This window comes from Brevibacterium sp. SIMBA_078, assembly GCF_046534565.1.
Lineage (GTDB): Bacteria > Actinomycetota > Actinomycetes > Actinomycetales > Brevibacteriaceae > Brevibacterium.
Genome location: NZ_JAWRYQ010000003.1, coordinates 316,080 through 340,708 on the forward strand (window position 1 = coordinate 316,080; position 24,629 = coordinate 340,708).

Genomic DNA, 24,629 nt, shown 5'->3' on the forward strand with positions numbered 1-24,629 from the left:
CGTGGTTGTGGTGTGAGTGGCTGGCGACTATTCGGTGGCCTCGGCTGCGGTTTCGTCGACGACGGTGGCGAGCACCTCGTCGAGTGCGACCTGGGCGCCTGCGACGGCGACGACGTTGACGATTCCGGCGGCGGGTGCGGTGAGCACGTGTTCCATCTTCATCGCCTCGACGACGACGATCGCATCGCCCTGTTCCACTGAGTCCCCGGTCTCGACCTTGATGTCGACGACGGAGCCGGGCATCGGTGCGAGCACCTCGGCGCCCTCGAGTCCTGGCGTCAGCGACGAGTCCGCCAACGGTCGGGTGAAGACGTGGATTCCGGAGTCGGTGCTCACCCAGATGCTGCGGTCGCGGGCGTCGGAGAAGATTCGGGCGGTGTGCTGGATCCCGTCGAGCGTGACGTGCCACAGACCGTCGGCATCGACGTCGACGGCTCCTGCACGGACGTCGACCTCGCGGCTCTGCCCGCCGCCGGCCAGGGTGACCGTGGGACGGAAGTCCGGACGCGAGGTGCGCCAGGCGCTCGGTCCGGCCCACACCGAGGCGGTCGGCCGATTCGCTGAGAGCTCGGCGGCCGTGACCGGCCCGGTCAGGGTAGTGCCTGCCGCTCCCCCGGTGACCGTGACGGCTGCCGCCGCCAGCTGCGCGTGGAGCTCACCGGCGGGGTGCGCCAGCTGCTCCTCGCTGAGGTTGTCGATGAGTGAGGTGTCGAGGTCACCCGCGACGACCTCGGGCAGGCTCATGAGGGTGCGCAGGAAGTCGATGTTCGTCACGATTCCCGGTACCGCAGAGGCGGCGAGCGCCGAATCGAGGCGGGCGATGGCCTGGGCACGGTCATCGGCGCGGACGATGAGCTTCGCGATCATCGGGTCGTAGTCCGAGGCGATGGTCTGCCCGGCTTCGAGTCCGGCGTCGACGCGAATGCCCTCCCCCTGCGGGAAGACGACGTCGAGGGCACGACCGCCGGTGGGCAGGAATCCGCGCGAGGGATCCTCGGCGTAGATGCGGGCCTCGATCGAGTGCCCCGTCAACGTGATGTCGTCCTGGGTCAGCGGCAGCGGTGCACCGGTGCCGACGAGCAGCTGGAGTTCGACGAGATCGACCCCGGTGACCTCCTCGGTGACGGGATGTTCGACCTGCAGACGGGTGTTCATCTCCATGAAGAAGAACTCGTCAGGGCGGTCGGCGCCGACGATGAACTCGACGGTTCCGGCGCCGACGTAGCCGACGGACTTCGCGGTCTCGCAGGCGGCCTGACCGATCCGTGCTCGGGTCGCCTCGTCGAGGAGTGCGGACGGGGCCTCCTCGATGACCTTCTGATGGCGACGCTGCAGGGAGCATTCGCGTTCGCCGAGGTGGATGACGTTGCCGTGCGCATCGGCCATGATCTGGACTTCGATATGGCGCGGGGTGGCGACGAGGCGTTCGAGGAACAGGGTATCGTCGCCGAAGGAGCTCGCGGCTTCACGGCGGGCGGTCTTCAGCGACTCCGCCAGCTTCTCGGGTTCGAGGACCGCGTGCATGCCCTTGCCTCCGCCGCCGGCGGAGGGCTTGATGAGCACGGGGAAGCCGATGTCGTCCGAGGCAGCGATGAGGGCCTCGTCGCTCATCGCGGCGTCCTTCGTACCGGGAACGAGAGGCACACCGCGCGAGGACACCGCCTGCTTCGCGGTGATCTTGTCACCCATCGTCCGGATCGCGTCGGCTCCGGGGCCGAGGAATACGATTCCGGCATCGGCGCAGGCGGCGGAGAACTCGGCGTTCTCCGACAGGAACCCGTAGCCGGGGTGGATGGCTTCGGCTCCCGTGGCCTGAGCAGCGGCGATGACCTTGTCGATGCGCAGGTAGGACTCGGAGGCGGCGGCCGGACCCAGGTGGACCGCTGTGTCCGCGGCTTTGACGTGGGCGGCGTGGGCGTCGGCATCGGAGTAGACGGCGACGGTGCGGATGCCGAGACGGCGGCAGGTGCGGATGACGCGCAGGGCGATCTCGCCGCGGTTGGCGATGAGGACGGTTGTGAACATAGTGGATGTCGTCATGGAGGGGCTCACATTCTGAAGACGCCGTAACCGCTGGCATTCAGCGGGCGTTCCATCGGTCCGAAGCGGGAGAGTTCGAGGGCCATGGCCAGCACCTGGCGGGTGTCACCGGGTTCGATGATTCCGTCATCCCACAGACGTGCCGTCGAGTAATACGGGTTGCCCTGGGCTTCGTACTGGTCGCGGATGGGCTGTTTGAAGGTGTCTTCGTCCTCCGTGCTCCATTCTTCTCCGCGCGCCTCGAGCTGGTCGCGCCTGACGGTGGAGAGCACGCTGGCGGCCTGTTCGCCGCCCATCACGGAGATGCGGGCATTGGGCCACATCCACAGGAACCGCGGGGAGTACGCGCGGCCGCACATCGAGTAGTTTCCGGCACCGAAGGAACCGCCGATGACGACGGTGAACTTGGGCACGCGGGCGGTGGCGACGGCGTTGACCATCTTCGCTCCGTGCTTGGCGATGCCGCCGGCTTCGTAGTCGCGGCCGACCATGAAGCCGGAGATGTTCTGCAGGAACACCAGGGGCACGCTGCGCTGGTCGCAGAGTTCGATGAAGTGGGCGCCCTTCTGCGCGGATTCGCCGAAGAGGATGCCGTTGTTGGCGATGATGCCGACGGGGTGTCCGTCGAGGTGAGCGAATCCGGTGACGAGGCTCGTGCCGTATTCGGCTTTGAACTCGTGGAACTCGGATCCGTCGACGAGGCGGGCGATGACTTCGCGGACGTCATACGGTGTGCGTGAGTCCACGGGCACCACGGAGGTCAGTTCGTCCGGGGAGTGCGCGGGCAGGCGGGATTCGATGACGTCCCAGTTCGCATTACCCTTCGGCCCGAGAGTCGAAACGATGTCGCGCATGATCTCCAGTGCGTGGGGATCATTGGCCGCGAGGTGATCGGTGACGCCGGAGACTCGGGAGTGCAGAGCACCGCCGCCGAGTTCTTCAGCGGTGACCTCTTCGCCGGTAGCGGCCTTGACCAGGGGTGGGCCGCCGAGGAAGATCGTGCCTTGCTCGGAAACGATGATCGACTCATCGGCCATGGCCGGGACGTAGGCGCCGCCGGCGGTGCAGGAGCCCATGACTGCGGCAAGCTGAGGGATGCCGGCAGCGGAGAGTGTGGCCTGGTTGAAGAAGATCCGGCCGAAGTGCTCCCGATCAGGGAAGACGTCGTCCTGGTTCGGCAGGTTCGCGCCACCGGAGTCGACGAGGTAGATGCACGGAAGGCTGTTCTCTTTGGCGACTTCCTGGGCCCGGAGGTGCTTCTTCACGGTTACCGGGTAGTAGGTTCCGCCCTTGACGGTGGCGTCGTTGGCGACGATCACGCATTCGCGACCTGCGACTCGACCGATGCCGGTGATGATTCCCGCGCCCGGGCTGGCGTCGCCGTACATGCCGTTGGCGGCCAGCGGAGAGAGTTCGAGGAAGGGAGTGCCGGGGTCGAGGAGCTGCTCGACGCGATCACGGGGCAGCAGCTTTCCGCGATCGATATGGCGCTGCCTGGACTTCTCGGAACCGCCGCGGGCTGTGGCCGCAATGCGCTCCCGGAGTTCAGCGATGAGTTCGGCGTGGGCCTCGGAGTTGACCTGCCCCGTCGCCGGACTGACCGCAGTTCCCACTGCTCTCATTCCATCCTCATTTCAGTTAATGATTCTTAACTGACTGCTATGATACTGCTCACAGGCAGAACTGACAACGCACGAGCCAGACCGCACCGACGTCGTCCGCAACGGTGGGCATCAGGCTCAGGGAAGGAGGCCGGATGTCGATCTCGGACGAGGCCAAGCCGACGGCGCGAGCAGCGGCTAAGGCAGCCAGGCGCGAGCAGCTGCTCGAGGTCGCGAAGACGCTCTATGCCCGGCACGGCTTCCATGGGGTGCGCCTCGACGACCTGGGCAAGGGCGCGGGGATCTCGGCACCGGCGGTCTACCGACATTTCTCGTCGAAAGAGGCCGTGCTCGAAGAGCTCCTCGTCGGCATCTCCGACTATCTCCAGTCCGGAGGCGAGGAGATCGTGTCCGCGGCGTGGGACACCGCGTCGGGAATCTCCCCCACCGAGGCGGCCCAGACCCTGCGGCGTCTCATCGACTTCCACGTCGACTTCGCCATGAGCGAGCCCGAGCTCATCCGCATCCAGGACCGCGACCTCGATGCACTGCCGGACGAATCGCGGCGGACCGTGCGCCGTCTGCAGCGCGCCTATGTCAGCCGGTGGGCAGAGGTCGTCGAAGCCGCGCATCCGGCGTGGACGCTGGAGACGGCCACGGTGCGCGTGCACGCGACGTTCGGGATGATGAATTCGACCCCGCACCAGGCTCGCCGCTCCAGCGCCGAGGTAGTCGAGGTCGAATTGCGCGCCGCCGCAGCCGCGGCGCTGGGGCTCGACTGAACCTGATTGGATCAGCTGAGCCCCGCCTCGGCGATATCTCGATCACAGAGGACGGTCGCTGCGTCGGTCAGGGGACGATGACGAGTTTGCCGCGCACGTGGCCAGCGGCGCTGTCCTTGAACGCCTGGGGCACTTCGTCGAGACCAAAGGTTTCGGCAACCTCGACGGTCAGCTTGCCTTCGTCGACGAGGAGACCGAGCCGGGCGGTCTCGGAGCCGTCGGGACGTACCCAGATGTAGCGTCCACCGTGTTCGGCGACGCTGGGATCGGCCACCGAGGCGTGCGGCCCGCCCTCGGCGAGCACGGCCAGGGTGTCGTCGAGGACTCCCCCGACGAAGTCCGCGACCCCGTCGACCTTGCCGTCGGCGACCTCGAGGACGCGCTCGACCAGACCGTCGCCGTAGGTCACGGGTTCGGCGCCGAGCCCACGCAGGTACTCGTGGTTGGCTTCCGAAGCGGTTCCGATGACGCGGGCGCCGGCGGCTCGGGCGATCTGCACGGCGAAGCTGCCCACTCCCCCGGATGCTCCGTGGACGAGCACGGTCCTGCCTTCCAGGTCACCGAGGGACTCGAGGGTGCGCAGAGCGGTGCCGCCGGCCAGCGGCAGACCGCCGGCCTGTTCCCAGCTGAGGCTCTTCGGCTTCGGAGCCACCGCATGGACCGGGACCGCAACCTTCTCTGCGAAGGTTCCTCCGCCCAGCACGTCCTTACGGGCATAGGCGACGACTTCGTCCCCGATGGAGAATTCCGGGGTGTCGAATCCGAGACCGACGACGACTCCGGCGACATCCCATCCCGGGGTGACGGGAAACTGTGTGGGCATGACCGGGTCGAGGTGACCGCCGACGAGCTTCCAATCTACCGGGTTGACCCCTGCGGCTCTGACCTCGATGAGCACTGAGGCCGGCGGCACCTTCGGGTCGGGCAGCTCCCGGACCGTGATGTCGTCGAAGTTCTCGGTGTAGGCGTCATAGACGGCGGCACGCATAGCAATGGCCTTCCGGTAGATGTCAGTGACACTGAAGTCTCAGTGTGCCTGGACAACACCGGAAGGCTATCAGGCTATTCCAGGGGTGAGCGCTTACTCGTAGGTCTCCCCCGTCTTCGCGCGCTCGACCAGCGAGGCCGGCGGGGTGAAGTGCTCTCCGTACTTCGCGGCCAGGTCGTTCGCCCGGTCGACGAAGCCCTGCAGTCCGCCTTCGTACTGGTTGACGTACTGGAGCACGCCGCCGGTCCACGCGGGGAATCCGATGCCGAAGATCGAACCGATGTTCGCGTCCGGCACCGAGGTGAGCACACCCTCGTCGAGGCATTTGATCGTTTCGATCGCCTCGGCGAAGAGCATCCGCTCCTGGAGGTCGGCGAAGGGCTGATCATTCGATCCCGATTCGTACTTCTCGCGCACACCCTGCCACAGCGTGGTGCGTTTGCCGTTCTCGTCGTAGTCGTAGAAGCCGGCGCCGTCCTTGCGTCCGGTCCGTCCCTGCTCGACCATCCAGTCGAAGACGGCTTCGGAGGGGTGGGCTATCCAGGTGCCGCCAGCGGCCTCGACCGCGTCGCGGGTCTCCTGGTTGATCTTCTGCGACAGGGTCAGCGTCAGCTCGTCGAGCAGCTGCAGGGCACCCGTGGGGTACCCGGCCTGCAGGGCCGCCTGTTCCACGCTGGCCGGTTCCACTCCCTCGCCCACGGCGGCGACCGCCTCGGCGATGAAGGTGCCGATGACGCGGGAGGTGAAGAATCCGCGCGAGTCGTTGACGACGATCGGAGTCTTCCGGATCTGCTGCACGAGATCGAAGGTGCGCGCGAGGACCTCATCGGAGGTGTTCTCGCCGCAGATGATCTCGACCAGCGGCATCTTGTCAGCCGGCGAGAAGAAGTGGACGCCGATGAAGTCCTTGTCCCGGGTGACGCCCTTGGCCAGGTCGGTGATCGGCAGAGTGGAGGTGTTCGAACCGAGGACCGCATCAGGCTCGACGATGTCCTGGATCTCCTGGAACACCTTCTGCTTGAGATCGACGGATTCGAAGACCGCTTCGATGACGAAGTCGACACCGGCGAAATCCTCGGCCGAGGCGCTCGGGGTGATCCGGTCGAGGACAGCCTGCGACTTCGCCTCGGTGGTCTTGCCCTTGGCCAGGGCCGATTCCTCACGCTTGGCGGCGTAGGCCTTGCCCTTCTCCGCGTTGGCGAGCTCGACGTCCTTGAGGACGACCTCGATGCCCGACTTCGCAGCGCTGTAGGCGATCGCCGCCCCCATCATTCCGGCGCCGATCACGCCGAGCTTCTTTACCTGACGAGGTGTGACACCGTCAGGGCGCGAGCCGCCGGAGTTGATGTGGCCGAGGTCGAAGAAGAACGCCTTGATCATGTTCTTCGCCACCGGAGTGTGGGTGACGTTGACGAAGTAGCGGGATTCGACCGTCAGCGCGGTGTCGATGTCGACCAGTGCGCCTTCGACCGCAGCGGCGACCACGGCCCGGGGAGCCGGCATCGGCGCACCCTTGCCCTGCTTGCGCAGCAAGGACGGCAGTGCGGGAAGCATGGCTCCGATCTTCGGCGAGGACGGGGAGCCGCCGGGGATCTTGAAGCCCTTGACGTCCCACGGCTGTACGGCCTCGGGGTTGGCCTTGATCCAGGCCTTGGCCTTGGATTCGAGTTCGGCCGCGGGAGCGAGTTCGTCGATGAGGCCGAGTGCCTGGGCGTCGGCGGCCTTGAACTTCGTCGACGGCAGGATGGCCTTCTGCAGTGCGGTCTGGATGCCGAGCATGCGCACCGACCGGGCGACTCCGCCGCCTCCGGGCAGCAGGCCGAGGGAGACTTCGGGGAAGCCGAAGCGGGCGCTCGGGTTGTCGTCGGCGGCGATCCGGTGGTGAGCGGCCAGGGCGAGTTCGAGTCCGCCGCCCAGTGCCGCTCCGCCGAGGGCTGCGACAACGGGTTTGCCGAAGGTCTCGAGGCGACGCAGCACCTTCTTGAGGTGTTCGACAGCTTCGAATTCCTCTGCCGCATTGGCCGGGTCCGCCTCGCGCAGCTTGTTGAGGTTTCCGCCGGCGAAGAAGGTCTTCTTCGGGGAGGTGAGGACGACACCGGTGATGTCGTCGACATTGGCTTCGAGCCATTCCACGGTCGCCTCGAGGGCGGCCGCGAAGTAGTCGTTCATGGTGTTGACCTTGGCGCCGGGCTCGTCGATGACGACGGTGACGATGCCATCGGCATCGGTGTTGCGCTGGTAGTCGGCAGCTGTGGTTTCAGTGTTCGTCATGTCAGACCCTTTCGATGATCGTCGCGATGCCCATGCCTGCGCCGATGCACAGGGTGACGAGTCCACGCTTGAGGTCGCGGCGCTCGAGTTCGTCGAGGACAGTGCCCAGAATCATGGCGCCGGTGGCTCCCAGCGGGTGGCCCATGGCGATGGCTCCGCCGTTGACGTTGACCTTCTCGTGGGGGATGTTGAGATCCTTCATCCACTTGAGCACGACGGCGGCGAATGCCTCGTTGAGTTCGAACAGATCGATGTCATCGACGGTCATGCCGGCTTTGTCGAGGGCCTTCTTCGTCGCCGGAGTCGGACCGGTGAGCATGATGGTGGGTTCGGACCCAGTGACTGCGGTGGAGACGATCCGGGCGCGGGGCTTCATCCCCATCTTCTGACCGACTTCCTCGTCGCCGAGGATGACGAGCGCAGCTCCGTCGACGATTCCGGAGGAGTTCGCGGCGGTGTGGACGTGGTCGATGGCTTCGATCCAGTGGTACTTCTGCAGGGCCACCTCGTCGAACCCGGTCTGAGCGGCGAGCTTGGCGAAGGCTGGTGGCAGCTGAGACAGCGATTCGACGGTCGATCCGGGACGCATGTGCTCATCGCGGTCGAGCACGGTGATGCCGTTGATGTCCTTGACCGGGATGATCGAATTTTCGAAGAGGCTGTTCTCCCAGGCCGCGGCGGCTCGCTTCTGCGATTCGGCGGCGAAGGCGTCCACGTCTGCACGGCTGAAGCCCTCGGTGGTGGCGATGAGGTCGGCACCGATTCCCTGGGGCACGAAGTACGTGTCGTAGTTCGTCGTCGGATCCTGTGCCCAGGCTCCGCCGTCGGACCCCAGCGGAACACGAGACATCGATTCGACGCCTCCGGCGAGGACGAGGTTCTCGAATCCGGAGCCGACCTTCTGGGCGGCGATGTTGACGGCTTCGAGCCCGGAGGCGCAGAAGCGGTTGACCTGAACGCCGGCAACGGACTCGTCGAGGCCGGCGGCGATCGCGGCGACACGGGCGATGTCGCTGCCCTGTTCGCCGACTGGCGAGACGACGCCGAGGACGATGTCGTCGATCTGGGAGTCGTCGAGGTCCGGATTGCGCTCGCGTACGGCGTCGATGAGGCCGGTGACGAGATCGATTGGCTTGACGCTGTGCAGCGCCCCGCCGCGGTTCTTACCGCGTGGGGTGCGCACTGCGTCATAGATGAACGCTTCGCTCATGTGTTCCTCACAGTCTGGATGGAAGACCGACCATAAGATCTGATCGATCGTTCAGTAACATTCGCACGTCCCATTGTGCCCCGGTTTCGGGTGACGAGCAACACACGCTGGTCCCGCTCGCAGCATGGCGCGACGACGGATGGGAGAGGGGCGGATTGAGTCGACAGTCTCCGCCGATCTCTCGAACTGATAACAGTTCTCCGACCGAGTCATTTCGATAACACCGGAATACAGCAGGGGTGGTTAAGATGGCTCGACTCATCATTTCTGACCCCCTGGAGAATCATGTCCTTGACCACCCCTGCCCGCACGAAGACGGGTTCGAAGCTCGTGGCACTGACCCTTGCAGTCGGCCTCCTCGCCGGCCCCATCGCCGTCGATGCACAGCCGGCCGAAGCGGCAACGAAGAAGTGCTCGGCGAAGATGTCGATCTCGAAGCCTCGACAGTACTCGTACACCAACGTCAACGTCTCGAAGGTCGGGTCGAAGGCCAAGGTCGAGACCCTTGCCCACTACAAGACGACGAAGACGAAGAAGAAGGCCACCGCGTCGAAGAAGGGCAAGGCCTCTCTGAAGTACTACATCTCCGGCGCTACCCCTGGTAAGGCTGTCAAGGTGACCGTGACGGCAAAGAAGGGCAAGACGACGTGGAAGTGCTCGACGTCGTTCAAACCCGTGAAGAAGCGCTGAGCGCCGGGACAGCCTTTCGTCCCGAACATACGCGAAGCAGAGTTTCTTGCTCACAAAGCCCTGTCCGCCAGCCGATGTGCTGGCGGACAGGGCTTTCGGCGATCCACTGGCGGTTATCGATCTCGCGATCGGATTTTTCGACTGGTCGGTTCAGACGCTCTCGACGCGTATATCCTTCTCCAGGCGCGAGTTGTCGAGGACGGGGAGCGCAGCGCGAATTTCCGCGACTCTGCCTGGGTCGATATCGGCGAAGATGGTCTCTTCACCGCGTCCAGCCTCGGCAAGCAGTTCTCCATTCGGCGCTGCCACGTAGGAGTAGCCGATCCCCGTCGGACTGCCAGCCTTCGCCAGTGTTCGCGTGACCACAGGATCTGCCTGGTCGCAGGCAAGCACAAAGGCAGTGGCGTCCAGGGCCCTGGCTGGGCCCAAGAGCTTCCACTGTTCGGCCTTGCCGGGACCGGCGCCCCATGAAGTCGCGAGAATGATTGCATCAGCCCCCGCCCGCGCCTGCGCTGTGAACAGTGCTGGGAATCGCACGTCGTAGCAGATCGCCAGGCCGAAGGTCAGCCCACCGAGGCGGAATGTGCGCACCGACTCCCCCGCGCTCACAGAATCCGACTCGCGGTGACCGAACGCATCAAAGAGATGGATCTTGTCGTAGTCGACGCTGATCTCGCGCCCCTCGTCGACTCCGCGCACAATCAGGGTGTTGACCACGGTCCCATTCTCACCCCCGCGGAAGGCCCCGACAGCGATCACAGTGTTGTTCTCTGCAGCAATCTGCGCAATCGACTCGGCCCACTGCCCGTCGTCCGCGTCAGTCGCACCCGCCAGGTCGTGCCCGAACGCGATCTGGGTGGCCTCAGGGAAGACGATGAGGCGGGCTCCCTCCTGGGCCGCCGCTGCGGTGTGCTTGGCGACAATGTCGAGGTTTTCCTTTTGATCCCCAGTCGAGTTCATCTGCACTAACGCGATCTTCATATGTCTCTCCTCTGTCTACTCATTTCGTGTCCGATGCTGACATTCCAGCAAGCGACTATGGTGGGTTGCATGCAAACTTCGTCAGGTCCTGCCGCGCGCCGGACCGCCTATGAGCGCCTGCGTGACCTCGTCCTGACGGATCCGGCGATTCAAGGCACGTTCCTGACAGAAGGAGATCTTGTCAAGCGGTTCGGTCTGTCCCGCACTCCTATCCGTGAAGCGCTCATCATGCTCGCTTCCGACGGTCTCGTCGATCTCATTCCGCACCGCGGGGCATACATCCGCCCCAGTGATGACCGGGAGATCCGCGAGACGATGGAAGTTCGACAGATGATCGAGCTCGAAACGGCTCGTCAGATCCTGGAAACCGGTGAAACTCCGGTGGCGACCATGGACGACCTCTACCGTCAGCAGGTGGAGCTGCCCGTCTCGCCCGATACGATTCCCGATTTCATCAGCCTTGACCAGCGTTTTCACGCGTCGATGGTCGACGCAGCAGGCAATCGAGTGCTCAGCGACATCTACACACGGTTGAGGGTCAAGCACGTCCGCTTCGGTATCTCTGCGACATGGACCAGCGCCGACCGCCCCGCGCAGGTGCTCGATGAGCATTCCCGGATACTCGAGGCGCTGAGGTCGGGCGACTATTCGGCCACCGCTGAGGCGATCTGCGAACACATCGCACAGACGCAGAATCTCCTGCTCTCTCGCTGAATCTCACCTGCCAAGAAGCGAGCTTCCGTCGGGCCTCTTGCCTCCGCGAGTTATTTCGCATCCCCAGGTGGGGCGCAGTGCTCCGGACAGCCGACAGCTGCCGGAGCACTTGAGCGGCCTGACTCAACGATTCGCAGGCACCTCGTCGGTGGAATCTGCCGAGCGCTGCGCAGCCGCCAGCCTCTCCAGATGATCGAAGTCCTCCTGGACGTTGTTGTTGCGCCCCATGATCAGGCCGATCAGTGTGAGAGTCACAGCTCCGGCCAAATATACGGCCACCCAGACCCAGGTTCCGGTGTTGTCGAGCAGCAGAGTGAACATCATCGGTGCGATCGCCCCGCCGAGCACACCCGCGATGGTGTACGCCAGTGACGAGCCTGTGTACCTCAGGCGGGGTTTGAACTGCTCGACGACGAATGCCGCTTGCGGGCCGTACATAAGCGAATGAAAGAACAGTCCGACTGGGATACCGATATACATCCATGTAGCGTCTCCCGCTTCGAGCTTTGCGAAGAAGAGGAAGCTCCAAGCCACGGCTCCCACCGCGGCGACGCCATAGACAAGGCGGCGGTTGATGACATCCGAGAGATAGCCTGCCAGGGGAATGCAGATCACTTGGAAGGCCGAGCCGAGCATGACCGCACCCAGCACCGTGGTCCTGTCGAGGTCGAGCACAAGAGTTCCGTAAGCGAGGGTGAAGACCGTGAAGAGTGCATAGGTCACATCGGGACCGATGCGGGCGAGGATCGCTGACAGCAGCGGGCGCGACTCGGTCTGCAGAAGTTCGGTGATCGGTTTCTCCGGACGTTCGCCCGACTGCTCGACCGCCTTGAAAACCGGGGTGTCTTCGAGCTTGAGCCGGATCCACAGACCAAAAAGCACGAGTACCGCAGACACGAGGAATGCCACACGCCATCCCCAGGCGAAAAACTGCTCTTCGCTGAGTGCGAGGGTCAGCCCCGCAAAGGCGCCATTGGCCATGAGGTTGCCCGCCGGGGGTCCGATTTGAGCAGCCGAAGACCAGAACCCGCGGTAACGAGGATCCCCGTATTCGCTGGACAGAAGGACCGCACCGCCCCATTCGCCGCCAACTCCGATGCCTTGGGCGAAGCGCAGGAGCACCAGGAAGAGCGGAGCCCACAAGGAGATGCTCTGGTAGGTCGGGAGGATGCCGATGAGACACGTCGAAACTCCGATGAGCACGAGAGTCCAAACGAGGACCTTCTTCCGGCCGACCTTGTCACCGAGACGGCCGAAGACGATTCCGCCCAACGGCCGGGATACGTAACCGACCGCGTACGTTGAGAAGGCCAGCAGTACGCCGACCATCGGGTCGCCTGAGGGGAAGAAGAGCACAGGAAAGACGATGGCGGCAGCCGCCGAATAGATGGCGAAGTCGTACCACTCGAGTGTGGTGCCGCTCAAGCTGGCGGCGAATGCCTTGATGAGGTCCTTCCGCGCCACTTGCGGACGGGTGGTTGATGCACTCTGCATAGCAATCCTTTTCATCTGTCTGGGCAATCCACGCCTGTGACTCTGCGGCGGGAACTGTGATTGCGCTAACAGTATACAGGCTGTATACAATGAGACAACACCAAGCGAAAACTCATCGACGACCAGGAAGAAGACACGATGCTCACCTTCGAACTCCCAGACAAGACCACCGTCGACGTACACGTCGACAGGCTTCTCAACGCCGGCTATGCGGGCCGCGACCAACAAGCCGTTCAGCATCATATTGACGAGCTGGCCGCGCTTGGAGTCTCCGGCCCCAGCCAGGTGCCCGCCCTCTACCCGGTGTCTCCCTACCTTGCCCAGCAGACCGAAACCGTGACGGTTCAGCAGGGAAAGTCCTCCGGGGAGGCAGAGTGGGCCCTGGTCGTATCGGACCGCGGCGTTCTCATCACCGCAGCCAGCGATCAGACTGACCGCGACCTCGAAGTATATGGGGTGGCATGGAGCAAGAACGCCGCACCGAACATTCTGGCCAAGCGCGCATGGGTCTATGAAGAAATTGCCGATCACATCGACGAGATCCGCATCGAATCCTTCGTGACCGATGCGGATGGCGTCGAATCACAGCTTCAGGATGGGAGCTTCGCCGATCTGCTGCCTCCGAGCTACTGGCTAGACGAGCTCAGAGCCAAGGAGGTCGCGCAGCCGGGCACCATCCTCATCTCCGGCACTATCCCCATGGCAAAAGGCGTCGACCAGTTTGCCCCACGCTGGCGAGTGCGCCTGTTCGACCCGCGCACCGAAGACAGCATCGAAATGTCCTATGCCATCGAGAAGATGCCCGAGCCAATCGGGTGAGGTGAACGATGAAGTCACCTTCCCGCGCTCATCAGAACTGGAATCGGCGTGAGCACCCGGACGTCACGCGGGACGGAACGCTCAAGCTGACGCCGGAAGCCTTCGCGCCATTCGGCAAGGTGATGGACTTCCACGCTCAGCAGGTGCCCGGTTCGTCAGCGTTCCTGTCAAAGGCAACTTCGTTCTTCCGCTCCTCAGTCTTCGACCCGGGTGACGCCGGAAGCACTGATCTCCTCTGGGTGTCGTACGACCGCAGTACACCGCCCGAAGAGTTCGAGTCGCACCTTCTCACCGAGCAGGCGCTCATTCCGATCACCGGCACGATCGTCCAGCACCTGTTCCGCGACGATGTCGACAATGGAACGGTCAAACAGTTCCTGGTCCGCCCGGGCCAGGGAATCGTCATGTCTCCGGGCAGCTTTCACACGACGACATCCGTCGATGGTGAGGTGATGTGTCTGATGGTCAGCCGGACGAGCACAACTGACGACCTCAGCCGCAGCCTGCAGACGGGTTGCCAAGCAAGTGAGACTGTCTTCGCTCCGCCTCCTGGCTGAGAGGGTCCGCGCCTGACAGGCGCTGCGGCCACGAGAAAGCCCCTCCCAAAACAGAGTCTGTCCCGGTGGGAGGGGCTGTTGCCGAGCCGCCTGCGGGAATCGAACCCGCGACCTATTCATTCTGACGACCCGTGGACCCGGGCGGATATGAAAGCGTATGAAAGTTGATCAGATGACCGCTTGACCTGGGGCGATGAACGCATTGTGCGCGATTCCCGCATCGTCAACGGGTACACCGACTTCGCCGCAAAGCGCATCGTAAACGCATCCCCTTCCAATCGGCAGGCGCTTCCGGACCTATCGTCGCTATCGTCTATTCCTGCACCATGAACTCGTCCCGCCAGGCCTGGATGCGCTCCTCCAGCTCGTCGAGCCCAGGCCCACCGGGCGTGTATGCACGCTCCGCGGCTTCACGTGCTGTGCCTTCCTGAATGCGGAAGAATGCCTCCGCTAGTGGTTTCGCCGCCCGGGCGATGGCCTCTTCGTAGGTGGTCATGTTCGCCTCCTTCAGGGCTCGTGAATAGAGTCTATGGACGCCTCCGGTTCTCTGCTAGGTGCGCGCTCGGGCAGTCGTGCTCGTGAGCGCCCGTGTGCACACCTGCCCTTTCCTCAGAGACAAACAGAATGAAGAAAGCTCACGAAGCGGGGCGCCAACCATATCCGGAATCGACTAATGACGATCCAGCCGCAGCACCGTGCAGCGCATCGAAGGTCACAGTTTGGACACCAAGATCAAGCCTCACTCGGTACTTCGTCCAAAGTTTGCGTTCTGCGGTTACTATCACGTCACCCACTCCGACGATCGGTTGCACTAACGCATGCCACGCGGAGGTAGCAGAACGGGAAATGCAATGAAGCATGCTTCCAAGATCCTGGCGATTGCCCTGTCACTAGTCCTCGCGGCCGGCGCGGCATCGCCTGTGGCCGCCGAGGAGGAAGAGTCGGAGGTCGACACTGTTGTCATGGCGCAGTACGATGCTTGGGCACCGACGGTCGAGACGAACGCGTTGACACTATCGGACGACTTCCTGCAAACACAGGCAGCGAGTACCGCCGAGTACGTGGACACTACAGTGATGATCGGCGATCCAGTCGCCTCGAGCTCCGCCGAAGCTGCTGAAGAGGTGAACTCACGCTACGTCAGGTGCACTGCGCGTGTGGACACCCCCCCCTATTCCAAAGGCGCAGGTGGCGCGATTTACAAGTCACGCTATAAGTGCGAATCGAAAGGAGTCAGCACGACTGTGAAGCTACGAGTCCGCGGTCTCCTTAGCCTGTACCCAGCTTCGAAGAACGACGGGAAAGCCGGCAAGGCACAGAGCCGGGCCAGAGGCGACGCTAACATTACGGTCAAGGCCAACACCGGGTTCTCCAACCCTTACTGCACGCCCAAGACTGGTTACAACGGTGGACGCGGCACCGGATATTGGAACGCCACCAGCACTCTGATTATCAACAGTCATCCTTCTCTCTCAGGAAAGCGAACAGCATCAAGCTCGAAGACCGTCTGGAAAAAGATCTAGACTGCAGTCCGCTAAGCAAATCGAAGACAGACAGGCGAATTGAACTGCGAGGACCCATGGACGACGAAGCATTTCACCTGGTTGACGAGCGAGATGTTGATAGTGAGGCTGTTGCTGACACTTTTCGCGTTTCGTTCTGGCATGGCGACGAAAACGACCCACAGGACCTCACTTCGGTTGCCGTATACGAAACTGCAGTTGCAACACTCGACGAGGTGATCGCCTGGGCGAAGCGCGGACAGAATCCTGAGCCTCGGCTAGTCGAAGTATTCGCAGTAGTCGCTTCTGCTGACCAGAAACACAGCATCCAAATTGCGAGCTACGACCATCGCCCGGAACTGAAGCCGGGAGAGGTTCGCGATACTGGCTACTCCGAAGAGTCGATCTTCCTGCACGGTTAACTACTCGACGGCGAACAGGACACACGAGTCAGCTGCTCTCGGCGGTTCCGTCCCTTGAGGACGGGACCGCCGACTTTCCGCTCACCCCGGCCACCACACATCACCCGGCCTCAGCCAGACACCGATCGTCTGAACTCGCCGATCTTTGAGCTCAACGAAGATCGCGCCATCGAACCCGAGCCGCGTCGCGGTGCCGTCTAGCCACACTTCACCGTCACGCTCGAACACGACACGGGCACGCACCGCGACCGGCGGACGGTCTCGATACGATCCGCGGGCACCGACGTCGTTGCGGATCTTCTGCCAGTACCGCCAAGTGGCCGTGCCGTAGTCATCATATTCGATCATGTGTTCTATTGTGCATCCACCGTACTTCGCCCACAGCCAAACTCCGAACCGGACACGGTTGCACACGACCCGAGCTAGCACAGACTTCGCTCGGGAAGCATCGGCGCCAGCAGACGCGTCAGTTGTTGTACCCGCGCCGCGGACTTGGATATAGTCAAATCCGAAAACTTTCGCCGAACCTCCTGGAATCTCAGGAAGAAGGGAATGGTGGCCTTCGTGGCCTGCTTCTAGTCTTGCTACTCTAGAATCACCCGAACCCCGCGTTGACAGCCGGTCGGGTGATGGGTGACTTGTGCCTAATCACAGTCGACCTAGCTTCTACCCATTCCCTGTTGCCGTAGCCGATTGCCAAGCTAACCATTCTCAGTTAGCCACTCGCGTTCACCGGTCATGCTTGGTGCGAACACAGTCCGCCAGCACCCCCAAATGAGCTGCCCGCAAGATTGCGCGAAGGCTAAACTGTACCGGCTTCACGGCTATTCAACTTCAGGCAACTACTGACATCAGAGAAAGCCAGTCATGCAGCAACTTAATGCCACTCAGATTAAGAAGTCCTTTATCAACTCCTCTCGCCGCGAAGTGGAAAAGATCGCACTGCCGCCTAATCTCGCTGAGATCGAGTGGGCGGAGCTCGACTACTTTGGTTGGGCTGATGCGAAAATCCCCCAACGGGCCTATATTGTCGTCCCCGTGGACGACGTCCCACGCGGACTGATGCTCAGGGCAGTGCCCATGGCGAAGTCTCAAGCGATGTGCAGTTGGTGCGAGGACTTGCACGAGACCACCGGCGTTCGGATGTTCACAGCGAAGAAGGCCGGTCCTTCGGGACGAAACGGCAATTCGCTCGGGACGCTCATACACGGCAATTTCGAGTGCTCCGAGATCGTCAGGAATCCTCCTCGCGCAGTCGAAGGTCACAATGACTTCGAAGCCCATGTGTCAATGCGCGTCGACAAACTGAACGAACGTGCCACCAGCTTCGTCAAGAGAGTGCTGGGCGAAAAGTAGTCGCTACTCGGGCCCGTCCAGCCACGACGATCCCGCTATGAAGCAACGTAGGCCCCCACCACTGTTACGTGGCGGCCTACGTTGCATCCGCTACCCTATTGCCATGTCCTCAACGATGAGCCCAGCATGAGTACCTGTGCCACAGTGTGGTGTGACCGAGACGCAATAGCGCGTGGATTGTGCAAACGTTGCTATGACCGGTATCGGCGTGGCATCAGCCCCACCTCTCCAACAAAGGGGACTGCTGAAGGTTTGGTTGACTCCTGGGTTTATGCCGCCAGGGCGACGGCCTTTTGGTGAACAAGCTCGTATTCAACCGGGGTCAGTTTACCCAAACGTCGCTGTCGACGCTTCCGGTGATAGGTCCGCTCGACCCAGTGGACGATCGCTGTGCGCAACCTCGCTCGCGTGCCCCAACGGCCCCGATCGAGGACGTTCTTCTGCAACACGGCGAAGAACGATTCCATCGCCGCATTATCACCAGCAGCACCGACCCGACCCATCGATCCGACGAGCCCGTAATGCCGTAGAACCTGCTGGAACTTCCGAGAACGAAATTGCGAGCCGCGATCCGAGTGAACGACACACCCGGCAATCATTCCAGACCCGCCACGACGGGCCACAGCATCATCAATCGCCGCCACAGCCAGGCGAGATTTCATCCTCGAATCGATGGCATAGCCGATGATTCTGTTGCTGAACACGTCCTTGACCGCGCACATGTACAGCTTGCCCTCACTGGTGTGGTGTTCGGTAACGTCGGTCAGCCACAACTCGTTGATTGCCTTGGCAGTGAAGTCGCGTTCGACGAGGTCGTCACACACTGGCGGGCCGGGCTTCTTGCCGTGTTTCCGGGCTCGTTTGATCGTGTGCGAGAACAACTGCTGCTGCGAGCACAATCGCCACACACGACGCTCTGACGTCTGCAGACCCGCGGCGTGGAGTTCATCGGCGATGAACCGGTGCCCGAACTCAGGATCGTCCGTATGAACGTCGTAGGCGGCATTGATCAGATGTGCCTCGTCCCAGTCCCGAGCTGAGACCGGATGAGCGCACCACTTGTAGAACCCCTGCTTGGTAAAGCCGAGCACCCGACAGGTCACTGCCACCGGCACCCCGGTGGCAGCAAGTTCAAGGACCAGCGGGTACATCATTTTGGGTGATGGCCACCGAGCTTCAAGTTCGCTTGCGAGAGGTACGCTGCGGCCTCGCGGAGGATCTTGTTCTCACGCTCGAGCTCGCGAATGCGTTTCAGCGCTGCCGCCTGGGCGCGTGACTCCTCGACATCACGGGAGGGCTCGAGTCCGTGCTCGCGTAGCCGCGAGTCACGCACCCAGGCCTGTAGAGCTGACTTCGAGATACCGAGGTCGGCACACACCTGCTTCTGGGTCATTCCATCGTCCAAGAGCTCGAGCGCTGATTGCTTGAACTCATCGGTGCAGATCTTTGGCATGACTTCTATCCTTCCTGGAATTTATCCAGTCGTGAAGTCAACCAAACCTTCAGCAGTCCCACGAGCAACTCTTAGTGTCCTCCGTTCTCCAGATCCTTTCGGGCCTGAAGAAATTCGTCTTCGGTGATCAAATTCTTGGAGTATAGGCCAGTCAGCCTCCTGAGCTGTTCACTCTCAGGTTTGGGAGACTGCCCCGCATTGGTCGGCGGAGAGGTGGGACGATGCGGAAGCGTGTCTGAGTTTAGCTTCGAGCGGGTAAAACTGCGGCTCGCCTCATTTATGACATTGACCATTTCAGCCATCTTCTGGTCGGTCGCCCCGTCCTGTGACGCCCAAGTGCGCGTAATTGAAAAATCTGGCCCCTCAACAGTCATTTGGAATTGACGCATGTCGACCTGTTTATGAATGTGCGTCGTACCGATCATTTCGTGCTTTGTGCGTGTTTGCATCAGGTGGTTGCCCGACACAGAGTATGAAGCTCGTACGCCTTCGAGCGACCCGCCCTGGCTGGAAGGTTGAAATGGTGGCCCCGTCCATATTTCTCGTGGGTAGACAAGAAAAGCAATAGCAATTGGTACAACCCGAAGCTCGATCGCCTCACCTTTGACTTCGGCAGTGCGACGCATGAGTTCATCCTCAAGATCGCGGCGGTTACGTCGCTTCTTCAAATCAATCAACAGATGAGGATATTTAGCCTCGATACCATTCCTGAATTCGCGAAACGCTGCCATAGCAGCGGATGATCGCCACACTTCATCAAGATCATAAGTATGCGAAAACTCCTCGACAGGCCCGTAATCGGGCCAACTAAGCAGCTGGCCACTGGGCACGAGCTGAATGTACGAGATTCCGAAGGTCGACATAAAGACTCTGATCGACTCAAGATCTTCTATTCGATACTCGACCGAGTGATCACGAACATAGATCGAGCTGTTCGACCACCTTAGAATCTCCCTTCCGCTCTTTGCCCGAACAGAGATGTCCACGTCCGCTTGCTGCGCGATGTCAACGTGATCAGGCCTCACAGACAACCCCTTGTCTGGGTTCGGCACGTACGGTCCCTCCGCATATTCGATACCATGACGTTCAGCAAGCTCACGTAGAGCTTCAGAGGCAGAACGAAACACGTCTTCGTCTAGAATATCGACAGCGTCTGGGTCCACAGGTGCAGAATATTTGGCTTCTCCTTCAAACGACGCATTTCTCCGAATGAATCGCACGTAGTTAGAGGCCCAAAAGCTCTTGACCGCAACGGTGCGGATCTGGGCTAGTTCAGTTAGTGCCCAGCTGCGCTTCACTTCCCCTTTGCGAACCAACTGGATGTGGGTTCCCGCGTCATCTATTTCGAGCGCTATTTTCTTATTGATATGTGCGAGTGACTGCCCCACAAAGGTCCTCCATCCAACAGCGCAGCAGCGCGCGTATGCCAAACTCGGTTGAGCACGATGCCAGCCCGGTCATCGTCGCGCTGACGCTATCTTATGACAACATTCCGTCCGCACTTCCCAGTTCCTGAAAGTAGCGAATACGTCGCACTACACGAAGGCTCAGAAGCGTAGGCGTGAAATAGTGGACGTAGGTATCCATGTCTCTGCTCCGAACTCCTCAATGGCGAAGTTGACTTTGAAGAGTCAGAGTCACCGACGGCTGACCTGATTGGAGTGCTGGTCGCACCGATTGGCCATTCTGGAGCGAAATTCACTGGTCGACAACCGCCCCGTCAGCCCCAAGTCGCGACAGTGTTTCTACCCTAGTGGCTCGAGTTCGCCTCGCCTTCTCGAAGTCCAGGTCAATGCCTATTCCAGGACCAGCGGGAACGGATACGTGACCGTCGACGGCCTCGGGTATCGGACTCAGCATTGCGGTCTGGTCGAATTCCTGCCGTTCGCTTTGGTTTGAAGCGGTGTATCTCTCTGTGGCGGAAGCGACCGAGTGGTCGGGCAGCTCCATTATTCCCAGATTCGCGACTGCACTGGAGACTTGCAAACACGCAGAGGTGCTCACTGGACTGAGCGGATTATGAGGCACAACTTTCGATCCAACTGATTCGGCTATAGCGGCGATTTTCATGGCACCTGTAATGCCTCCGGCCAAACAGACACTGATCCTCGTGTAAGCCAATGGATAGCGACTGAGCAGCATCTGGAACTCCTCAGGAGTGTGCAACCGCTCCCCCGTCGCTACCGGCACTGGCACTGAGGACGCTACGTGCGCCATCGAGTCGAGGTTGTCCGGACGGACAGGGTCCTCGATGAACATCGGCATCACTTTTGCGACAGCGCGGCCGAACGTCACAGATTCGCTGATGCTCAGTCGCCGATGCAGCTCGACGCACAGATCAAGGCCGTCCCCGACCTCGGCGCGGAGAGTCTTGAGCACGCTAACTGCCCCGCTGATGTATTGCGCATTCGACGTTTTCAGCCTCTCGCCGCGGTCAATGTCGAGGAACGGCGAGAGGTGGCCCACCGCCGTGTATCCCTCATCCTGCGCCTTCTTGCAGTCGTCGACAAGCTCATCGACAGTGGCCCCGGCAACATGTTTATACACTCGCACTCGTTCTCTCGCTGCTCCGCCGAGGAGTTCATAAACAGGAACGCCGAGACGCTTTCCCGCCAAGTCCCACAGCGCGATGTCGATCGCGCTCAAGGCCCCCATGATGACGGCACCGCGGAAATGATATGCGCGATACATGAACTGCCAGTGGTGCTCGATCCTCCGCGGATCCTGTCCGACGAGGTAATCGGCGAAACTCTTCACCACTTCGGCGGCGGCCTCCTGGTAGGCCCAGGCACCGGACTCACCGACCCCATACAGTCCGTCATCGGTTTCGATGCTGACGTAGAGAATCCGGTTGACCTGAACAGGGCGAACAGCAGTGATTTTTGGCATCAAGCCTCCTGTTGAATTAGTTGCTGCACAGATACGAGCTCGCTGTCGATTCGTCCACGCAAGGCGAGCCGTGGACGAACCGCTTTGGACATCTATAGAAGGAAGGGAGCCATGATCGACAGGATGATGAGCATCATCGCCCCGCCAAGGCGGGAGGCGATCTGAAGGAACGGCATCAACTCGAGTCGACCAGCCGCTGAGAGGACGGCGACGTCTCCCGACCCGCCCATGTCAGCCATTCCGAGGCCGCCGCTGATGGAAGATTCGACGAAGTAGAAGCCGACCAGCATTCCTGCCCCGCCCGCGGCTGCGGCCGCAACGATTACGGTCACCACGACAATGAGGAGGTAGCGAGGGTCGGACGCGATTTCGACGATGGCATCGAAATCGACCATGCCTGCGCTGATTGAGACGAGAACGGCTGGGATCCATGCGTGCGAGATGAAGTTGTACCACTGCTCAGCACCGAGGTTGAGGTGTTCCGGCAGGAGGTTGAAGATCTTGAGGACGGCAGCCACAACAATGATCCACACATAGGCATGCAACCCGGGAATCAGGGACGACAGGATCTCACCGACCATGTAGATCGTGATCGACAGTACTAATCCAACGGTGATGTCTTTGATCGTAAGGGGTGCTTCGTCCGAGGCCTTCGAATAGTCGAAATCGCCTTTGCGCATCATTCGGCCTTCGCCGCTGAAGCTCTTTGCCTTCACAGTCTTACCGATTCCGTTGAGGATTCCCGCGACGACGATGCACACGACGTTGGCGACGATGACGGCGGGGGCGATCTGTTCGAGGAACGAACCGGCGTCTCCTCCGCTGGCTGAGGCGAAGATTTCCGACATTGGCACCGCGCCCGCCGCCATGCCGCCGCCCATGACGGGTCCTACGACCAACATGACCGCTCGGCCGACGCCGAAGCCGGTGATCAGACCCATCAGTGCGCCGACGAGAAAGGCTGTGACGACGCCGGCGATGATTGGGAAGAAGAAGCGCGCGCCGACGCTGACCAACAGTTTCCGATTCATTCCGAGAATAGATCCGACGATCAGACCCGTGACGACGAGTTCAGAGAATCCGAGCTCGTTGTAGAAGGAGTCCGCTAAATCAGCGAACTCCTGAGGGAATAGCCCGGTGAAGACGATCAAGGCCGGGACGACGATGCACAGCAGCGATCCTCCTCCGAATGTATTGAAAACGGGGATCGAGTCGCCGATGTATTTCAGTGCACCCCCGATGATCATCGCGATCGCCATTCCGCTGACGATGTTGACTGGCATGACATTGAGGAAAATGGCCGCGATGATCACCACGAGGAAGGCCAAGTAGAAGGGCCAGGGGAAGCCCATTATTGTGAGCTGTTTGCGGTTCTGATGAAGGTTTTGCTCTGGTGCCTCAACTTTGCTGCGAGTCTGCGCAGTCTGAGATTCGTAATGCGTCATTGCATCTCCGATTTCGGGTTGGACTATGCGCGCAATGCGCTAAGCCCTCCGGCATCGCATATTGCGCAACGTTTGGTTCTTGAACGAGATTCGAGTGACCGCTGATCTACTCGAGAGGCCGCTAGCCTCGCCTCAACTATGGTTCGCTGTCGACGAGCCACGCCTGAAGGGTGTTCTCTGCCAGGCTGCTTCACTCCCCTCGAAGCACGTCGATGATGGCTTGACCAAGTGTCTCTGTGGTTCCCTGTCCTCCGACGTCGGGCGTCAGCACAGTTGGGTCTGCGCTTCGGAGGACTTCGTCGATGGCATTCTCAATTTCAGTTCCTGCCGCTTCAGAACCGAGGTGGTCGAGCATCATCGCTCCCGACCAGATCTGGCCGATCGGGTTGGCAATTCCTTTGCCGGCGATGTCGGGTGCCGAACCGTGGACGGGCTCAAAAAGGCTGGGAAATTCACCTGTCGGGTTGATGTTGGCACTTGGTGCCACACCGATCGTGCCCGTGCACGCAGGACCGAGGTCCGAGAGAATGTCGCCGAAGAGATTGGATGCGACGACGACGTCGAACCATTCCGGGTGTTGAACGAAGTGAGCAGTGAGGATGTCGATGTGGAATTGGTTCGTCTCGATGCCTGGGTGATTTTCTTGGATCGCTTCGAATCTCGTATCCCAGTACGGCATGGTGATCGAGATTCCGTTGCTCTTCGTCGCCGATGTCACCTTCTTGCGGCGCTTCTCAGCCTGGGCGAAGGCATACTCCATGACACGGTCGACGCCGATCCGCGTCATCACCGTCTCCTGCATGGCAAACTCACGGTCAGTTCCTTCGAACAGCACGCCGCCGGAGTTAGAGTATTCCCCTTCTGTGTTCTCTCGAACAACGAGGAAGTCAACGTCGCCGGGCCCTTTGTCGCGCAAGGGTGGAGTGATACCGGGAAGGATCTTGCATGGCCGGAGATTCACGTATTGGTCGAACTGCCTTCTGAACTGCAGGAGGCTCCCCCACAGGGACACATGGTCGGGCACTACATCGGGCCAGCCAACAGCGCCGAAGTAGATCGAGTCGAACTCACTCAGCTGGTTCTTCCAGCCGTCAGGAAGCATTTGGCCGTGCTGCTGGTAGTACTCAACGCTGGCGAAATCGAACCATTCGAGCTCCACGTCAACGCCATGACGCTGTGCGGCAGCTTCGACGGCCCGCACACCAATTGGCATGACTTCTTTTCCGATCCCGTCTCCCGGAATGACTGCAATCTTGGGCATATAGCTACCTCCACGTTTCTATGAGTCGGTCCCTTGATAGGAAGGATTCCGACGGCGCGCTGATTCGCTTGGCCACGAATCTAACAGCGAAATCAGTCGTTTCACCCGCCGTTTGAATCAACTCAGGCTTGAACAAATTGCAATGGCGGGTCGG

22 protein-coding genes are annotated in these 24,629 nt (G+C 61.3%); 8 read left to right on the forward strand and 14 right to left on the reverse strand.

Features of this window, described 5'->3' with window-relative positions:
- Window positions 1-27: 27 nt before the first annotated feature.
- Both SB749_RS13305 and SB749_RS13310 read right to left on the reverse strand, forming a co-directional pair.
- The gene (locus SB749_RS13305; RefSeq protein WP_410710979.1) at window positions 28-2,025 is read right to left on the reverse strand and encodes an acetyl-CoA carboxylase biotin carboxylase subunit; all 1,998 of its coding nucleotides are present in this window, start codon (window positions 2,023-2,025) and stop codon (window positions 28-30) included.
- 23 nt (window positions 2,026-2,048) lie between these two features.
- A complete protein-coding gene (locus tag SB749_RS13310; RefSeq protein ID WP_410710716.1) occupies window positions 2,049-3,662 on the reverse strand; it encodes a carboxyl transferase domain-containing protein in 1,614 nt (537 codons plus the stop codon).
- A 134-nt stretch (window positions 3,663-3,796) separates the two neighbouring features.
- Between SB749_RS13310 and SB749_RS13315 the strand changes: the two genes are divergently transcribed.
- Entirely contained in the window at window positions 3,797-4,423 is a 627-nt protein-coding gene (locus tag SB749_RS13315) for a TetR/AcrR family transcriptional regulator (RefSeq protein WP_410710717.1), read from the forward strand.
- A gap of 67 nt (window positions 4,424-4,490) precedes the next feature.
- On the opposite strand, the gene SB749_RS13320 is transcribed toward SB749_RS13315, so the two are convergent.
- The 3 genes from SB749_RS13320 to SB749_RS13330 all read right to left on the reverse strand — a co-directional run bounded on the left by SB749_RS13320 (window position 4,491) and on the right by SB749_RS13330 (window position 8,892).
- The gene (locus SB749_RS13320; RefSeq protein ID WP_410710718.1) at window positions 4,491-5,411 is read right to left on the reverse strand and encodes an NADP-dependent oxidoreductase; all 921 of its coding nucleotides are present in this window, start codon (window positions 5,409-5,411) and stop codon (window positions 4,491-4,493) included.
- A 93-nt stretch (window positions 5,412-5,504) separates the two neighbouring features.
- On the reverse strand, window positions 5,505-7,682 hold the full coding sequence (locus tag SB749_RS13325) for a 3-hydroxyacyl-CoA dehydrogenase NAD-binding domain-containing protein (protein ID WP_410710719.1): 2,178 nt from the start codon (window positions 7,680-7,682) through the stop codon (window positions 5,505-5,507).
- A 1-nt stretch (window position 7,683) separates the two neighbouring features.
- Window positions 7,684-8,892: an acetyl-CoA C-acetyltransferase gene (locus tag SB749_RS13330; RefSeq protein ID WP_039211381.1), complete on the reverse strand. Its 1,209-nt coding sequence runs from the start codon at window positions 8,890-8,892 to the stop codon at window positions 7,684-7,686.
- A 285-nt stretch (window positions 8,893-9,177) separates the two neighbouring features.
- Here SB749_RS13330 and SB749_RS13335 point away from each other — a divergent pair, with 285 nt between their 5' ends.
- Window positions 9,178-9,582, forward strand: coding sequence for a hypothetical protein (locus SB749_RS13335; RefSeq protein WP_101545740.1), 405 nt, complete (start codon window positions 9,178-9,180; stop codon window positions 9,580-9,582).
- A gap of 150 nt (window positions 9,583-9,732) precedes the next feature.
- On the opposite strand, the gene SB749_RS13340 is transcribed toward SB749_RS13335, so the two are convergent.
- On the reverse strand, window positions 9,733-10,563 hold the full coding sequence (locus SB749_RS13340) for a carbon-nitrogen hydrolase family protein (RefSeq protein ID WP_410710720.1): 831 nt from the start codon (window positions 10,561-10,563) through the stop codon (window positions 9,733-9,735).
- Between the two features lie 69 nt (window positions 10,564-10,632).
- Here SB749_RS13340 and SB749_RS13345 point away from each other — a divergent pair, with 69 nt between their 5' ends.
- Window positions 10,633-11,277: a GntR family transcriptional regulator gene (locus tag SB749_RS13345; protein WP_410710721.1), complete on the forward strand. Its 645-nt coding sequence runs from the start codon at window positions 10,633-10,635 to the stop codon at window positions 11,275-11,277.
- Window positions 11,278-11,400: 123 nt separating this feature from the next.
- Here the strand turns inward: SB749_RS13345 and SB749_RS13350 are convergent, their stop codons facing one another.
- On the reverse strand, window positions 11,401-12,771 hold the full coding sequence (locus tag SB749_RS13350) for an MFS transporter (RefSeq protein WP_410710722.1): 1,371 nt from the start codon (window positions 12,769-12,771) through the stop codon (window positions 11,401-11,403).
- A gap of 138 nt (window positions 12,772-12,909) precedes the next feature.
- Here SB749_RS13350 and SB749_RS13355 point away from each other — a divergent pair, with 138 nt between their 5' ends.
- Together SB749_RS13355 and SB749_RS13360 are read left to right on the forward strand one after the other, a co-directional pair.
- Window positions 12,910-13,590 (forward strand): DUF2848 domain-containing protein, encoded by a 681-nt coding sequence (locus SB749_RS13355; RefSeq protein ID WP_410710723.1) that lies wholly within the window; start codon window positions 12,910-12,912, stop codon window positions 13,588-13,590.
- 8 nt (window positions 13,591-13,598) lie between these two features.
- Window positions 13,599-14,147, forward strand: coding sequence for an ureidoglycolate lyase (locus SB749_RS13360; protein ID WP_410710724.1), 549 nt, complete (start codon window positions 13,599-13,601; stop codon window positions 14,145-14,147).
- 313 nt (window positions 14,148-14,460) lie between these two features.
- Here SB749_RS13360 and SB749_RS13365 read toward each other — a convergent pair whose 3' ends face one another.
- Window positions 14,461-14,643: a hypothetical protein gene (locus SB749_RS13365; RefSeq protein WP_173157032.1), complete on the reverse strand. Its 183-nt coding sequence runs from the start codon at window positions 14,641-14,643 to the stop codon at window positions 14,461-14,463.
- A 355-nt stretch (window positions 14,644-14,998) separates the two neighbouring features.
- Between SB749_RS13365 and SB749_RS13370 the strand changes: the two genes are divergently transcribed.
- Together SB749_RS13370 and SB749_RS13375 are read left to right on the forward strand one after the other, a co-directional pair.
- Entirely contained in the window at window positions 14,999-15,670 is a 672-nt protein-coding gene (locus SB749_RS13370; protein WP_410710725.1) for a hypothetical protein, read from the forward strand.
- 56 nt (window positions 15,671-15,726) lie between these two features.
- Window positions 15,727-16,071: a hypothetical protein gene (locus SB749_RS13375; RefSeq protein ID WP_173157030.1), complete on the forward strand. Its 345-nt coding sequence runs from the start codon at window positions 15,727-15,729 to the stop codon at window positions 16,069-16,071.
- 81 nt (window positions 16,072-16,152) lie between these two features.
- Here the strand turns inward: SB749_RS13375 and SB749_RS13380 are convergent, their stop codons facing one another.
- On the reverse strand, window positions 16,153-16,419 hold the full coding sequence (locus tag SB749_RS13380) for a hypothetical protein (RefSeq protein ID WP_410710726.1): 267 nt from the start codon (window positions 16,417-16,419) through the stop codon (window positions 16,153-16,155).
- A 519-nt stretch (window positions 16,420-16,938) separates the two neighbouring features.
- Between SB749_RS13380 and SB749_RS13385 the strand changes: the two genes are divergently transcribed.
- A complete protein-coding gene (locus SB749_RS13385; protein WP_410710727.1) occupies window positions 16,939-17,427 on the forward strand; it encodes an FBP domain-containing protein in 489 nt (162 codons plus the stop codon).
- Between the two features lie 269 nt (window positions 17,428-17,696).
- On the opposite strand, the gene SB749_RS13390 is transcribed toward SB749_RS13385, so the two are convergent.
- The 5 genes from SB749_RS13390 to SB749_RS13410 form a co-directional block, all read right to left on the reverse strand.
- A protein-coding gene (locus SB749_RS13390; RefSeq protein WP_410710728.1) for an IS3 family transposase occupies window positions 17,697-18,880 on the reverse strand; the annotation gives its coding sequence in 2 pieces (ribosomal slippage) (window positions 17,697-18,620 and window positions 18,623-18,880; 1,182 coding nt in all).
- A gap of 71 nt (window positions 18,881-18,951) precedes the next feature.
- Window positions 18,952-20,268: an SHOCT domain-containing protein gene (locus tag SB749_RS13395; RefSeq protein WP_410710729.1), complete on the reverse strand. Its 1,317-nt coding sequence runs from the start codon at window positions 20,266-20,268 to the stop codon at window positions 18,952-18,954.
- Between the two features lie 310 nt (window positions 20,269-20,578).
- The gene (locus tag SB749_RS13400) at window positions 20,579-21,769 is read right to left on the reverse strand and encodes a mandelate racemase/muconate lactonizing enzyme family protein (protein WP_410710730.1); all 1,191 of its coding nucleotides are present in this window, start codon (window positions 21,767-21,769) and stop codon (window positions 20,579-20,581) included.
- Between the two features lie 92 nt (window positions 21,770-21,861).
- Window positions 21,862-23,121, reverse strand: coding sequence for a 2-hydroxycarboxylate transporter family protein (locus tag SB749_RS13405; protein ID WP_410710731.1), 1,260 nt, complete (start codon window positions 23,119-23,121; stop codon window positions 21,862-21,864).
- Between the two features lie 283 nt (window positions 23,122-23,404).
- On the reverse strand, window positions 23,405-24,475 hold the full coding sequence (locus SB749_RS13410; RefSeq protein ID WP_410710732.1) for a tartrate dehydrogenase: 1,071 nt from the start codon (window positions 24,473-24,475) through the stop codon (window positions 23,405-23,407).
- Window positions 24,476-24,629 lie beyond the last annotated feature (154 nt).

Coding starts and splice junctions, on each gene's coding strand:
- SB749_RS13305 (WP_410710979.1), bottom strand. CDS start 2,025: ATGTTCACAACCGTCCTCATCGCCAACCGCGGCGAGATCGCCCTGCGC.
- SB749_RS13310 (WP_410710716.1), bottom strand. CDS start 3,662: ATGAGAGCAGTGGGAACTGCGGTCAGTCCGGCGACGGGGCAGGTCAAC.
- SB749_RS13315 (WP_410710717.1), top strand. CDS start 3,797: ATGTCGATCTCGGACGAGGCCAAGCCGACGGCGCGAGCAGCGGCTAAG.
- SB749_RS13320 (WP_410710718.1), bottom strand. CDS start 5,411: ATGCGTGCCGCCGTCTATGACGCCTACACCGAGAACTTCGACGACATC.
- SB749_RS13325 (WP_410710719.1), bottom strand. CDS start 7,682: ATGACGAACACTGAAACCACAGCTGCCGACTACCAGCGCAACACCGAT.
- SB749_RS13330 (WP_039211381.1), bottom strand. CDS start 8,892: ATGAGCGAAGCGTTCATCTATGACGCAGTGCGCACCCCACGCGGTAAG.
- SB749_RS13335 (WP_101545740.1), top strand. CDS start 9,178: ATGTCCTTGACCACCCCTGCCCGCACGAAGACGGGTTCGAAGCTCGTG.
- SB749_RS13340 (WP_410710720.1), bottom strand. CDS start 10,563: ATGAAGATCGCGTTAGTGCAGATGAACTCGACTGGGGATCAAAAGGAA.
- SB749_RS13345 (WP_410710721.1), top strand. CDS start 10,633: ATGCAAACTTCGTCAGGTCCTGCCGCGCGCCGGACCGCCTATGAGCGC.
- SB749_RS13350 (WP_410710722.1), bottom strand. CDS start 12,771: ATGCAGAGTGCATCAACCACCCGTCCGCAAGTGGCGCGGAAGGACCTC.
- SB749_RS13355 (WP_410710723.1), top strand. CDS start 12,910: ATGCTCACCTTCGAACTCCCAGACAAGACCACCGTCGACGTACACGTC.
- SB749_RS13360 (WP_410710724.1), top strand. CDS start 13,599: ATGAAGTCACCTTCCCGCGCTCATCAGAACTGGAATCGGCGTGAGCAC.
- SB749_RS13365 (WP_173157032.1), bottom strand. CDS start 14,643: ATGACCACCTACGAAGAGGCCATCGCCCGGGCGGCGAAACCACTAGCG.
- SB749_RS13370 (WP_410710725.1), top strand. CDS start 14,999: ATGAAGCATGCTTCCAAGATCCTGGCGATTGCCCTGTCACTAGTCCTC.
- SB749_RS13375 (WP_173157030.1), top strand. CDS start 15,727: ATGGACGACGAAGCATTTCACCTGGTTGACGAGCGAGATGTTGATAGT.
- SB749_RS13380 (WP_410710726.1), bottom strand. CDS start 16,419: ATGATCGAATATGATGACTACGGCACGGCCACTTGGCGGTACTGGCAG.
- SB749_RS13385 (WP_410710727.1), top strand. CDS start 16,939: ATGCAGCAACTTAATGCCACTCAGATTAAGAAGTCCTTTATCAACTCC.
- SB749_RS13400 (WP_410710730.1), bottom strand. CDS start 21,769: ATGCCAAAAATCACTGCTGTTCGCCCTGTTCAGGTCAACCGGATTCTC.
- SB749_RS13405 (WP_410710731.1), bottom strand. CDS start 23,121: ATGGGCTTCCCCTGGCCCTTCTACTTGGCCTTCCTCGTGGTGATCATC.
- SB749_RS13410 (WP_410710732.1), bottom strand. CDS start 24,475: ATGCCCAAGATTGCAGTCATTCCGGGAGACGGGATCGGAAAAGAAGTC.